This window comes from Aliidiomarina shirensis (genome assembly GCF_003987345.1).
GTDB lineage: Bacteria > Pseudomonadota > Gammaproteobacteria > Enterobacterales > Alteromonadaceae > Aliidiomarina > Aliidiomarina shirensis.
The window spans coordinates 366,190-379,392 of record NZ_PIPP01000003.1; the positions used below are offsets into that span (position 1 = coordinate 366,190).

General features: G+C 47.0%; 9 protein-coding genes. 5 read left to right on the top strand and 4 right to left on the bottom strand.

Annotated features, from left to right (window positions below; genetic code table 11):
• Position 1: 1 nt before the first annotated feature.
• Both CWE13_RS09035 and CWE13_RS09040 read right to left on the bottom strand, forming a co-directional pair.
• Entirely contained in the window at positions 2–1,642 is a 1,641-nt protein-coding gene (locus CWE13_RS09035) for a long-chain fatty acid--CoA ligase (RefSeq protein WP_126807918.1), read from the bottom strand.
• A gap of 71 nt (positions 1,643–1,713) precedes the next feature.
• On the bottom strand, positions 1,714–3,009 hold the full coding sequence (locus tag CWE13_RS09040; protein ID WP_126807920.1) for a GntP family permease: 1,296 nt from the start codon (positions 3,007–3,009) through the stop codon (positions 1,714–1,716).
• 187 nt (positions 3,010–3,196) lie between these two features.
• On the opposite strand from CWE13_RS09040, the gene CWE13_RS09045 reads away from it, so the two are divergent.
• Together CWE13_RS09045 and CWE13_RS09050 are read left to right on the top strand one after the other, a co-directional pair.
• On the top strand, positions 3,197–5,455 hold the full coding sequence (locus tag CWE13_RS09045; protein ID WP_198677931.1) for a TonB-dependent receptor: 2,259 nt from the start codon (positions 3,197–3,199) through the stop codon (positions 5,453–5,455).
• Between the two features lie 184 nt (positions 5,456–5,639).
• Positions 5,640–6,287 carry a response regulator gene (locus CWE13_RS09050; protein WP_126808003.1) on the top strand — a complete coding sequence of 216 codons (648 nt, stop codon included), beginning with the start codon at positions 5,640–5,642 and terminating at the stop codon, positions 6,285–6,287.
• 7 nt (positions 6,288–6,294) lie between these two features.
• Here CWE13_RS09050 and CWE13_RS09055 read toward each other — a convergent pair whose 3' ends face one another.
• Positions 6,295–6,897: a class I SAM-dependent methyltransferase gene (locus CWE13_RS09055; protein ID WP_241973667.1), complete on the bottom strand. Its 603-nt coding sequence runs from the start codon at positions 6,895–6,897 to the stop codon at positions 6,295–6,297.
• A gap of 172 nt (positions 6,898–7,069) precedes the next feature.
• On the opposite strand from CWE13_RS09055, the gene CWE13_RS09060 reads away from it, so the two are divergent.
• On the top strand, positions 7,070–10,474 hold the full coding sequence (locus tag CWE13_RS09060; RefSeq protein WP_126807921.1) for a hybrid sensor histidine kinase/response regulator: 3,405 nt from the start codon (positions 7,070–7,072) through the stop codon (positions 10,472–10,474).
• A gap of 61 nt (positions 10,475–10,535) precedes the next feature.
• On the opposite strand, the gene CWE13_RS09065 is transcribed toward CWE13_RS09060, so the two are convergent.
• On the bottom strand, positions 10,536–11,969 hold the full coding sequence (locus CWE13_RS09065) for a serine hydrolase (protein WP_126807923.1): 1,434 nt from the start codon (positions 11,967–11,969) through the stop codon (positions 10,536–10,538).
• Positions 11,970–12,071: 102 nt separating this feature from the next.
• Between CWE13_RS09065 and CWE13_RS09070 the strand changes: the two genes are divergently transcribed.
• Entirely contained in the window at positions 12,072–12,503 is a 432-nt protein-coding gene (locus CWE13_RS09070; protein ID WP_126807925.1) for an MAPEG family protein, read from the top strand.
• Between the two features lie 51 nt (positions 12,504–12,554).
• A complete protein-coding gene (locus CWE13_RS09075) occupies positions 12,555–13,160 on the top strand; it encodes a DUF502 domain-containing protein (protein WP_126807926.1) in 606 nt (201 codons plus the stop codon).
• Positions 13,161–13,203: the final 43 nt, after the last annotated feature.

The window sequence follows — 13,203 nt, forward strand, 5'->3', positions numbered from 1 at the left end:
GTTAGGCTCCTCGTTCAATTAAGTAATTCAAATATGCATCGCGAAGTTCATTTTTACGTACTTTTCCGGTGCCCGTTTTCGGCAACTCGCTTACAAATTCAACCGCATCGGGTGTCCACCATTTGGCAATTTTGCCCTGTAAATGGCTTAGAATAGCGTGCTCATCTGCCTCTTCACCTTGATTTAACACCACTAAAAGCAGCGGCCGTTCATCCCATTTAGGGTGTTTTACCCCCACCACCGCACACTCATTTACTTGTGGGTGTAGGCTGACAATATTTTCAATTTCCAGCGAGCTTATCCATTCCCCACCGCTCTTAATTACGTCTTTTTTTCGATCTACTACCCGCATATATCCGTGTTGATCGATAACCGCTATATCACCGGTACCTAACCAGCCATTCGGGAAACTACTCAGATCATCATTTTTATAGTACTGATTACAAATCCAAGGGCCACGCACACGCAATTCCCCTGAGCTTTCGCCATCGTGCGCCACGGCTACATCATCAGCATCGAATATTTCCATTTCAACCCCAAACGCAGCGCGCCCTGCGGTGGTTTGCAGTTGATACCGTTGTTCTTTCGGTAGCGCCATAATCGCCGGAGTAGGTGGCAAACTGGTCGCTAAAGGGGCCGTTTCCGTCATGCCCCAAATCGGCTGCCAATAAATGTTGTAGCGTTCAGCATAGGTGCGCACCATACCAATTGGCGAGGCTGCGCCGCCAACACAAACACGTTCCAGTGGCGTATCCGTGATCTTTCTCTCTTGCAGGTAATTGTGCAACGTTAACCATATTGTTGGCACACCTAAACCGACATTTACTTTTTCGTTTTCAATCAGTTCCCACATGCTGGCACCGTCCATACCACTTCCTGGCAATACTAACTTGGCGCCAGCAAGCGGTGCGGCATAAGGCGCACCCCACGCACTAGCGTGATACATGGTAACCATAGGAAGTAGAACCGTTTCAGCGCGTAAATCAAGTAAGGCGCTCGATACGGTGGCCTGCGCATGTAAAACCAAAGCTCGGTGGGAGTAACAAACGCCTTTTGGATTCCCTGTTGTTCCTGATGTATAGCACAGTGAAGCCGCATGATCTTCGTTAAAGCGCGGCCAATCATAGGTGTGGGGTTGATTGGCGATAAGCTCTTCGTAACACAGCAAATTCGGTAGCGATGATTCTGGCATGTGCTCGCGATCAGTAAGCACGATGTAGCCTTTTACCGTAGGCAGTTGCGCTTGAATCTGCTCCAACAGCGCTAGAAATCCAAGATCAACAAATACATATTTATCTTCGGCATGATTAATAATGTATTCCACTTGTTCGGCAAACAAACGCGGATTTACCGTATGTAAAATTGCACCCACACCCGAAACCGCATAATACAACTCAAGGTGGCGATGGGTATTCCAAGCCATTGACGCTACGCAATCATCCATACCTACGCCCAATGCATCAAGCGCATGGGCTAGCTGGCAACTACGGCGCCAGCACTCCGCATAATTTGTACGATGAATATCGCCTTCGAGGCGACGGCTCACAACCTCCTGTTCTGGAAACTGCTGCCGGGCATAATCAAGCAAATCAATAACCAATAATTGGGTATTCATCATGTTGCCGTTTAGATTGCCTTGCATTCCACTTCTCCTACTACTCTTCATCTCTTCGAATTCTGTTTATTTAGTTAACCCAACGCCATAAGCGGATTTTAAAATAGGTTAAATAATAGGATGGCAATGCTTAAGCCAATCACCGGAACCACAACCGTTACTGCACCCACCGCCCAATACGCATCTTTGTGCGATTCATTACAAATCCCGCGAATAGTAGTTACTACGTAACCATTATGGGGAAGTGAATCGAGGGCGCCGGACGAAATAGAAACAACACGGTGCAACTGATCTGGGCTCACACCTGCGGCCAAATAGTGCGGGCCTACTTCGGGTAGTGCAATAACCTGCCCGCCTGAGGCTGAACCGGTTAAACCGGCAATCACGCTCACAGCTACCGCGGCACCTACTAATTCATTGCCTGGCAATGATGTCATTGCCACTACTGCTTGATCGAATGCGGGTGTAACACGAGCCACCGCACCAAAACCTACTACCGCCGCGGTATTACCAATAGCAACGAGCGCACCTGTAGTGGCTTGTCCAAGCGCATGCTGCATATCGTTAAAGAACTTCCAGTTGATTGCCATAATGGCTAGCACACCACCGGTAAGTGCAATAATTAAGGCCATTTGCGCGTATTTTTCGTGGAAGAAAAAAGAAAGGGTAAGAACAACAGCCAACGGAATAAGACCTGTAATTGGATGTGGCCGGCGGCGATCAACGAGTTTTGGATCGCTTTCCCGTTCAACAAAGTGCTCACCTCGAGCTACCGCTTTGTTGATGATTTTCATTAACCACCAGTAGCCAATTACAGCCATAATAATGGCCACTACCAAACTCACTTCCCACGCTGCATAAGGCGAAGTGCCAAGATATTGAATTGGAATCCAGTTTTGAATTTCCGGCGAGCCTGCTGATGTCATGGTGAATGTAACCGAGCCAAATGCAAGTGCTGCGGGAATGAATCGGCGTGGTAAGTTTGCATCTTTAAATAAGCTCAAGGCCATTGGATATACTGAAAATGCCACTACGAAAACACTTACGCCACCATAAGTTAGAATCGCACAAGCAAGCACCACAGCCATTACCGCTTGTTTCTTGCCGAGCTTATTTATAATCCATTCGGCTACGCTATCGGCAGCCCCGGTATCTTCCATAAACTTACCAAAAATAGAGCCGAGCAAGAACATAAAGAACCAAGACGCCACAAAGCCAGAGAAGCCATTCATGTAATTTTCTACGAAATTCACATCGCCAAGAAATACCGGAATGCCACTACATAATGCTACGATGAGCGCACAAACGGGAGCGCTGATGAACAAATTCCACCCGCGTAAGGTGAGCAATATCAATAATATAAGCCCACCTACTAAACCAATCATACTCAGCATAAACACCTCTTTTTTTATTATTCGATGCGCACATTAGCGTTTTCGTCATTGAGCGTTATTGTCGGCCAAGAACTAAATTCTACCCATAGTACTATGGTACAGGTCACAAATTCCTCAACTTAGGCTAATGTTGCATCCGTAACAAAAATATAACGTCTGGAAAAGACAAACCCTTGGGGGAAGCAAGATGAAAGCAACTACATTGAAAAACCAGCAGTTCCGCCGCAGCCTATGTGCAGCTGCTGTTACCAGTGCTCTACTCGGCCTAGCGATGCCAGCAGTAGCGCAGGATGCAGATGAAGAAGAGCAAGCAAACCGCCTAGAGCGTATTGAAGTTACTGCTCGTCGTACTACCGAAAACCTGCAAGAAGTGCCAGTTTCGGTAAGTTCGTTTGGGGAAATGGACCTTGAGCGCGTGGGTATCAACGATATCACCGAGCTGCAACAACGTATTCCAAACACCACATTGCAAGTAAGCCGTGGTACTAACTCCACCTTAACCGCTTATATTCGCGGCGTGGGCCAACAAGATCCACTTTGGGGTTTTGAGCCAGGTGTTGGTGTTTACATTGATGATGTATATGTAGCCCGCCCACAAGGTGCGGTTCTTGAAGTCTTTGATGTAGAGCGCATTGAAGTGCTACGCGGCCCACAAGGTACCCTGTATGGTAAAAACACCATCGGTGGCGCCATGAAATATGTAACCGCTCAGCTCACGGGCGATCCGGAGCTGCGCGTACAGGGTACGATTGGCGATTACAATCGCCGGGATTTCAAAATCTCTGGGCAAACCGCTATCACCGATAATTTCTATGTGGGTGGTGCCATCGCTTCGCTAAACCGCGATGGCTTCGGTGAATATGTTAATACCGGTGATGACAACTACAATAAGGAACTTTCCACTGGCCGCATTAGTGCACTTTGGATGCCTTCAGATACAGTAACGGTTCGGTTATCAGCCGATAGAACTGAGGATGACTCGAACTCTCGTGGTGGCTATCGCTTAACAACCAGCCAAGTAACCGGCGATGCTCCGCTTGATAGCGTTTATGATTCTCGCACCGCAATGCCTGTTGATAATTACGTGAAAACCGAAGGTCTGTCGGCGGTTGTAGATTGGGAGCTCAACCAAAACTGGATGTTTAAATCGGTAACGGCCAAACGTGAAGGCTTTACTGATACCAACATCGACTTCGATTCTACAGAAATGCCAACATTGTTGGTTCCTGCTATTTATGAAGATGAACAGTTCACGCAAGAGTTCCAACTGAACTATGTTGGCGATAACTTACGTTTCGTGAGTGGTGTGTACTACTACGATGGTGAAGCTTGTGGTGTGTTCGGCACTATTCTTGGTGGTTTGGGCGTTACCGTTGAGAACGGCGGTTGTGTAGAAACTGAAAGTTACGCAGCTTTCGGGCAAGGTACCTACCAGCTTGATGACCAATGGTCATTCACTTTAGGTGGCCGTTACACTAAAGATGATAAAGTGGCTGATGTATATCGATTCACTTATCTCGGCCAAGTATACCCAGGTGAAGCTGTTGGCGACCCACTGGTAGTGAACTCTGATTTCACCACTGCCGCTGATTGGAGCCGGTTCTCACCGCATGCCAGCGTGCAATACCAAGTAAGCCGCGATTTAATGTACTACGCAAGCTACAGCAACGGTTTCAAATCTGGTGGTGTTGATATGCGGGCTGACGTTTCTCTGAACCCAGATGCCGCTAATCCATACGATCCAGAAATTGTAGATACCTATGAGTTTGGTGTGAAAAGTGAGTTGTTAGACGGCCGCGTGCGTTTAAATGCTGCTGTTTTCTACTCTGATTACCAAGACATGCAAGTTACCGTGCAGCGCGCTGTTGCGGCTGGTGTTGCTTCGCAAGTTTTGAACGCAGCTGATGCCACTGTGCAAGGTTTCGAAATTGAAGCGCTCGCGCAGGCCACGGATTCACTGTCGTTCAATGCGTCGATAGGTTTTGTTGATGCCAGCTTCGATCAGGTTATTTTCTTTAATCCGCAAACTCAGGAAAACGAAGATGTTTCTGGCTTGTGGTCATTTGCAAACACACCTGAAGTCAGTGCAAACATAGGTTTTGTGCAAGAATTCCGCGATGTAATGAGCGGCGATCTAGTGTGGTCGGGTAACTTAGCTTACCGTGGTGACACGCAAATCTTCGAAGTTCCATCAATGCTAGATATGGATGCCTATAGTATCGCGAACACGAGCCTAGTTTGGTATTCCAACAGCGGTAAATGGCAAGCTGGTTTACACGTGAAAAACTTGTTTGATAAAGAACATCGCTTGGCAGGCTATAACTTTGCTGCACCTCGTGATGCGCAAGGTAATATTATCGGCCCTGGTTTAGGTGGTGAAGATACTATTGTTGGTTACTACGGCGCTCCGCGCACTGTAGCGCTAACTGTAGGCTATCGCTTCTAAGTTAGTTGAATGAAAAACATGTAGTTTCTCTGGTAAAACTTTGCCACCGTTATTTAACCGTAGCGGTGGCTTTTTTCTGCAACTACGCCTGTACGTATTTCAACAAAGGGTAATGCTTACCTTGCAGCATTGTTGTACATCAGGTACAAAATAGGTTCCATGCTTTATGAAGAAGATGAGTTGCATGGCACGAGCCATTATTGCAGACGACCACCCACTATTTCGCTCCGCTTTAAAGCAAGCCTTAGCCGCTACGCTGGGCAGTGATGTATTGGAAGCAGAAAATTTTACTGAACTTCAAACTGTGCTCGAAAAAGAGCGGCAGGTGGAGTTGCTGTTTCTTGATCTGAATATGCCTGGAAACCGCGGGCTTACCGGCCTAACAGCGGTGCGCAATCAGTTTCCTGACGTATTGATTCTGATTGTTTCCGCGAATGAAAGTATTGATGTAATTCGCCGCGCCATGGCCTTTGGCGCCAGCGCCTATGTGCCTAAATCAGCGCCTTTACCTATGCTCATGAATGCGGTTGACGCGGTGTTAAGCGGTGATAGCTGGCTTCCCGAACACTTAAAAGATGAATTGAACCGGCCAGCAAGCGCGGCAAGCCAAGATTTTGCCAGCAAGCTTGAACAACTCACACCCCAACAATTTAAAGTACTTACCTGTATTGCTGATGGCTTATTAAACAAGCAAATTGCTTATGAACTTGATGTGCAAGAAACCACAATAAAACAGCATGTTTCGGCTATTTTAAGAAAGCTTGGGGTAATTAACCGAACACAGGCCGGTGTCATTTTTCATGATATGTTGAAAGCAGATGAAGAGGAATAAGTTAAGGCTAGCGCTTAGCAAAAACGGCAACATCTTTGTGTAGCTCAACGAGCTCGATACCCCAGTGAGCAGCAATCCACTCAAAGGTTTCATTACGGAAGAATGTAATGTGTGTTGGATCAAGAATATAGTTCCATTTTTGATAACGCTCGATAGTTTTGGGCCTTTGCGTCATGATCACCAACAGGCCTCCATGATTTAACAGCGGTACTAATTGATTTAGCACTTGCCTTGGTTGCGGCAAATGCTCAAACACTTCCGTACTGGTAATGAAATCATAGTTTTGCTGTAAACGTTCCGGCACGTTGGCGTAAAAAATATCGTATTCAAAGCAGCGCATACCTGCTTCGTTGAGCATTAACGATAAGGTTGGCCCCGGACCGGAACCAAAATCGAGCCCTTGCGAGCCTTTCGGTAAAAAACGCAAAACCGGCTCTGCGGCGCGCGATAAAAAAGTTCGATAACCCAAATCGTTGGAGTTGTTATCGTGCTGATTATATATCGTTAAGGCCTGGGCATCGGAAACATGAAATGCCTCGGGTACAAAAACAAGTTTACAGTTTTCACAACTATAGTGTTCCCGCCCTTGCAAAGGTTTACGGGTTTCCACATGCCAAGGTTCCGCATTAATGGTGTGTAAGCACAAAGGGCAGCATAGTGTTCGAGGGGGCAAAGTATCAGCTCCGAAAGCTTCAGTTCATAGTAGCGATACCCTATGGTAAAGCCTGCGTTTGAAGAAGCAATTCATTTCATAACCCTAGGTTAGAAGAAGAGAGTTATTTATGTTGCCAGCTTATCTCGTTATCTTTGTGGCGCTCACATACTTAGCGGTGTTGTTTTTAATTGCTTCACGGGGTGAGAAGCAGCAACGCGATAAACCTCGGCCATGGCGTTATTCACTGGTGCTTGGCGTGCACTGCACAACTTGGGCATTCTACGGCACGGTAACGCAAGCAGCGCATTATGGTTGGTGGTTCGCGCCTACCTATCTTGGCGGGATCTTTATCTTCTTGTTTGCCCACGGCTTCCTTATGAAGCTGTTAACCGTTGTTAAACAACAAAATTTAACCTCGATAGCGGATTTATTAGGCTCGCGCTACGGAAAATCCCACAGTATTGCTGTTTTCGTTACTTTTATATCCTTAGTCGCGCTCGTGCCATATATTGCACTGCAACTACGCGCGGTAAGCGCAAGCTTTTCAGCTGTTACTGGCGTTGATGCTACCCGCATTCCGTGGTTTACCGATGTCAGTGCAGGTGTTGCGGTAGTGATGATTTTATTCGCTATATTATTCGGTGCACGTAAATTAAGCTTATCGGAAAAGCACCCGGGCCTCATGGATGCTGTGGCTTTTGAATCCATCGTAAAACTTGTAAGTTTTGCCCTTATTGGCCTCTTTTGTACTTACCAATTATTCAACGGTTTCGATGATTTACTTATTCAAGCTGCCGCTGCTCCGCTTGCACAAGAGGCTTTAGCCGGCTTACCTAACGGCACTTATATCTATATCACTCACATGCTACTTGGCGCATTGGCGATGTTCTTACTACCGCGCCAGTTCCACGTGAACTTCATTGAGAATACCCACCCCGAAGAATTAAAAACCGCGCGTTGGGCATTTCCGCTTTATCTGTTTGCAATTAACTTCTTCATTCTTCCGATCACGCTTGCTGGTATTTTGCTGGTGCCAGAGAGCCGGGGCGAAGATATGTTTATGTTGGCATTGCCAGTGCTAATGGATAGGCCTGATATCAGCATAATCGCTTTCATTGGTGGCTTAGCTGCGGCTACCAGTATGGTTATTATGGCTACGTTAGCCCTGAGTATTATGATTTCCAATGATGTGTTTACGCCGCTTTGGCTACGCTGGCGAAAAGCTAAACAGCAAGAATTCAGATTAACTTCCGGCGTAGTGCTTACTATTCGCCGGCTCACCATGGTGCTCATCATTTCTCTGGCCTACATGTATCATGAGGCTACCGAAAGTGGTGTACCGCTAGTGAGTAATGGCTTGATTGCTATGGCATTACTCGCACAGCTTGGCCCTGCACTTATTGGCGGCCTATTTTGGCAAAACAGCAGCCGAATCGGGGCAATTGCCGGACTTGGCGCGGGAACCGTCCTATGGGCCATTCTCCTGCTATTGCCTTCGTTGAGCAGCACCCAGCAACTCACTGATTTAGCTATCAGCAACAGTATTCTGATTAGCCTCTCGGTAAACATTTTATTGTTCGTTCTGGTTTCATTATTCCTACCCGATAGCTCCGTTGAACGTAAACACGCCCTACGATTTTTGCAGCCCAATGCGGATTACACTGATGTAGGCACGCGCCCGCAGGTAAGTTGGGGTAAGTTACGATCGGTACTTAGCCGCTTTATTGATGCCAGAGACACCGTGCAGTTAGATAAACGATTAGGCCTAACGTTGGCCGCGGCGCCTTCAGAAGGATTAGTGCCGCCTGTAATTTTACAGCGCGTTGAGCGTGAACTCGCGGGTGCGGTAGGCAGTGCAGCGAGCCGTTTAATTTTACACGGGTTGGCACGTACCTCAGAAGTAAATGCTGAAGCAATGGCCGATTGGGCCACCGAAGCTTCGCGCTTATATCGATTCAATCGTGAGCTACTACAAGCCAGTGTCGAGAACATTCCTCAAGGTATTAGCGTGATCGATAAAGATTTGCGCTTGGTAGCGTGGAATCGGCGCTATTTACAGATTTTTAATTACCCAGATGGCTTTATTCATGCCGGAATGCCGGTGGTTGAATTACTCCGCTACAACGCAAAACGGGGGTTATTCGGGCATCCTGATTCCGATATCCAAGAAGAAGTAAACAAGCGCTTAAATTACTTGCGCCGAGGCAGTAGTTACCGGTATCAGCGCCAGCACGAGGGCCGAGTCATTGAGCTGCAAGGTAATCCGATGCCTGAGGGTGGCTTTGTAACAGCTTACACCGACGTTACCAAGTTGGTGAAAGCACAAGAAGAGCTGCACAGCATTAACCTAGAGCTCGAGAATCGGGTAAAAGAACGCACGCAAGAGCTCACCGAGGCAAACAGTTTAATGGAGTTAGCGAAGCGGGCGGCAGAAGAAGCGCATTTAAGTAAATCGCGCTTTTTTGCTGCAGCCGGACACGATTTAATGCAACCCTTTAACGCCGCCTCATTGTTCTGCGAAATGCTGCAACAGCGCTTAGAGCGGGCTGAACAACAAGAAGAGTTTGCGTTAGCTGCGCAAATTCAACAATCGTTGAGCAACGCTGAAGAGCTACTGACCATGCTTTTGGAAATGACAAAGTTAGAATCGGGTAACCTGAAACCCGATATTCAACAGGTCCCTCTCGACGATATCCTGCTACCGCTCACGGAGTCATTCACTATTTTAGCGCAAGAAAAAGGCCTAGCACTCAAGGTTAAGCCTACCAAGGCCTGGATATCCACAGATAAGCGTTTGCTTTCCCGAGTTATTCAAAATCTGATCTCAAATGCCATTCGCTACACAGAAAGTGGCCGGGTGCTTTGTGGTATTCGGCGCCGTGATAAACACGCAATTGAGTTACAGATCATTGATACCGGGCGAGGTATTCCCGCCGACAAGCAAAACGAAATATTTAAGGAATTCCACCAGCTTGGCGATCAGGCTGATAACCCCGGTTTGGGTTTAGGCCTCGCGATTGTGGAGCGCATGTGCCGGTTACTGCAAATTCCTATTACCCTGAAGTCTTCTGAGGGAAAAGGCACTTGTTTTGGCATCGTACTGCCGCTCACTGGATGGCAAACGGAACCAGCGAAATCAACAGTGTTACCGGAAGCACCGCAATCAACGGCTGTTCTCCAGGGCGTGCATATTCTTCTACTCGACAATGATGAAACATTACGATTAGCCATCGCCAAACTTTTAAAAGGCTGGGGCGCCGAAGTTACCCCATGCCATTCTATAGAAGAAGCCATGGCGATTACCCAGAAGCCAGATTTATTATTCGTTGATTACCACTTAGATAACGATGAAGTTGGGGTTACTGGTATTCGGATGTTACGAGAGCACTGGCAAAGCCAGTTACCGGCTATTTTAAGCACGGCAGACCCAGATGAAAGTATTCGTGAGCAAGTAGTAGAGATAAAAGCGGCGTTCTTGCCAAAGCCGGTAAAACAAGCCGCTCTTTTACGGCTACTAAAACGGCTTTTATAAAAAAAAGCCGGCGAAGCATAAGCAAGGCCGGCTATTTTATTATAGAAAATGGTTATAACGCTTAATCTGCGGTTAACCTACGTTCGCCAGAGAGTTCTTGCCCTGCTTGGTATAACGTAACCGAAACAACATCGCCTTCTTCATTGCGATCAAACACAAACCTTGCTCCGTATGCTATGTTCTCAAACACATCCGCGTCGCTATAGGTAACTGGCGCAGAAGGCTGGCCGGTAGCTTGAATCATTAACTCACCATTCTCTGCAAATACGTGTACCACAAAGCCAGGTACAAGCTCGTAATAACCGAAGTAATCCTCAAGGTTTACCGAATCGGGCATCATGATGGGCATGTGTGGCGTACCTGGAGGAATATTGGCATCCAACAAATGCAACGCCAACGCTTGTACATCACCAGTTTGATATAACGCAGCATTACTCAGCACAATAGCGGCCTGCTGAGTTTCCGGATTAATGGCTACCATAGTTGCAAAACCACCGGTTCCGCCGCCGTGGGTAATATATGTATTGCCTTGCACTGGCGCATGCAACCATGCCCACCCCACATTCACTTGCTCAGTTTCTGCCAAAACTTCATGGCTGGTAGCAAATGCGGTAGTGAGTGCTTCTGGGCCAAATCCAAGCTGCGCACTCACCCATGCTTCCATATCGCTTAAGCTCGCTCGCACGCCTCCAACCCCTTGCATGTCTTCGGCAAAATTCCAGTTGAGTACTTGATCTCCTTCGGCACTAAGCGGTTGCATAGTTTCGCCTGTAAAGCTCGCATTCACCATGCCAAGCGGCGTATATAACGTTTGCTCATAGAGCTCAGCGAGCGGCACACCCGATGCTTTTGCCGCAATATTTGAAAGCAGCATAAACGCAAAATTTGAATAGCCAAATTGTTCGCCTGGCTCCGCGACTAATTGCGCTTCGGCGAGTGATTGCCAAAGTGCTTCTTCGGTGAAATCAGCATAAGGGTCGTTCACTTCAGCAGGCATCAAGCGCGCTGGTAAACGAGGCAATCCGGAAGTATGCGTAAGCATATGCCGCAATAGAATTGGATTTTCACTGAATTGAGGCACCTCAATACCTTCCGGCACCCAATCTTGTAAGGGTTGATTTATATCGAGCTTACCTTCTGCTACTAAGTGCGCATATATACCGCCCAGCATTGCTTTTGAAACAGAACCAATTTCATAGCGAGAATCAGCCGTAGGCAGGGCACTTTGTTCATCCGCGCAATAGAACCCGCGCTCACTACGCACACCGCCATCGTCATTGCGCTGTAATCGTGCAGCTGCAATACAGGCCGTAGAAGAATCGCGTTCGATCCGTGCTTTGATTGCTTCGGTTACTTGCGTGGATGATTCAACCGTAATACCTTGCATTGCGGCTGTTTCAGGATTTTCCGACGATACTTGATCTGAGCAACCCAGTAGCAAGCCACTGCTAATTATTAGTGAGCTGAAAATCGTTCGTTTCGCGAATATTTGCATGGTTCTATCTCCCAAGATCTGTAGAGTAAGCTACAGTGTTAAGCTATAACTATACCTTAAACGTTTAGCTTTTGAATTTATTCCCAAAATTGGAGCCACCTTATGATGTTAGATCTTTCTGAATATAACGGTACTATTCTCTGGCTAGGTATTTTGCTGTGCCTCATTTTGTTGCAATGGTTGGTGGCCTCATACTCGAAAGCTTCACAACCAGGGGCGATTCCCGGGTTACCGCCACGGGATGCCGGCCACAAGCACTTTACTTTTCGAGCTTGGCGTACTCATCAGAATACGTTAGAAAACGCAGCCACTATGATCGGTGGTGCGATTTTTGCCATTCTCGCTGGCGCCAACCCCCAGTGGTTAGAAGGCATCATGGCCATTATGATCGTCAGCCGCATTGCCCACATGGTTCTTTACTATGGTATTGCCACGGATAAAAATCCAAGCCCGCGTAGTTATTTCTTTATGCTAAGCTGGTTTGCCAACGTGGCCATAATCATTTTGGGCATCAGTGCTGTAGTTTCCAACTAAATTGATTAACGCGCAGCTCATCGCATTTACTAAGGCCAAGAGAGAGAAGCCATGAAACTTGTTATTCGTAGTTTATTAAAAGGGCTAGCTATCATTTTGCCCTTGGTTATCACCATTGAAGTGATTCGTTGGTTATTAATTACCATCGAATCTAGGCTTGCGCCTGTACTCGAGTTGGTACTGCGTTCGGAATGGTATATCCCGGGCATGGCCACCATCGCTTTTCTTATTATTTGTACACTTGTTGGCTTCAGTGCGCGTTGGCAAAAAGCCGATTGGCTCTGGCAAATGCCTGGCCGAATACTGATGAAAATTCCTGGAGCCAAGCAAATTTACGGCATGATGCAGGATATTATCGAAGTAATGTCGGGCAAGAATTTTGCCGATGAATCGGTAGTTCTCGTTAAACTCCCACAATCAGAGGTTGAACTGATTGGCATTGTTACCAAGAAAAGCGGTATAAAAGATGATCGAATGTCGACTTTACTCGAAGACGAGCAATTAGCTGTGTTTTTGCCGATGGCATATAACGTGGGTGGTTATACGGTAATTGTTCCGAAGTCTTGTACCAAGAACATTGATATGAAACCAGCCGAAGCTTTACAGCTGGTTATAAGCGGTGGCCTAGGCTCCACAAAATCGCCGGATAAGAACTAATTTTCTATCGGTAATTCTGCTCTAGGCCTATTCTTAACTAAAG

Coding starts and splice junctions, on each gene's coding strand:
- CWE13_RS09065 (WP_126807923.1), bottom strand. CDS start 11,969: ATGCAAATATTCGCGAAACGAACGATTTTCAGCTCACTAATAATTAGC.
- CWE13_RS09045 (WP_198677931.1), top strand. CDS start 3,197: ATGAAAGCAACTACATTGAAAAACCAGCAGTTCCGCCGCAGCCTATGT.
- CWE13_RS09035 (WP_126807918.1), bottom strand. CDS start 1,642: ATGCAAGGCAATCTAAACGGCAACATGATGAATACCCAATTATTGGTT.
- CWE13_RS09040 (WP_126807920.1), bottom strand. CDS start 3,009: ATGCTGAGTATGATTGGTTTAGTAGGTGGGCTTATATTATTGATATTG.
- CWE13_RS09060 (WP_126807921.1), top strand. CDS start 7,070: ATGTTGCCAGCTTATCTCGTTATCTTTGTGGCGCTCACATACTTAGCG.
- CWE13_RS09075 (WP_126807926.1), top strand. CDS start 12,555: ATGAAACTTGTTATTCGTAGTTTATTAAAAGGGCTAGCTATCATTTTG.
- CWE13_RS09070 (WP_126807925.1), top strand. CDS start 12,072: ATGATGTTAGATCTTTCTGAATATAACGGTACTATTCTCTGGCTAGGT.
- CWE13_RS09050 (WP_126808003.1), top strand. CDS start 5,640: ATGGCACGAGCCATTATTGCAGACGACCACCCACTATTTCGCTCCGCT.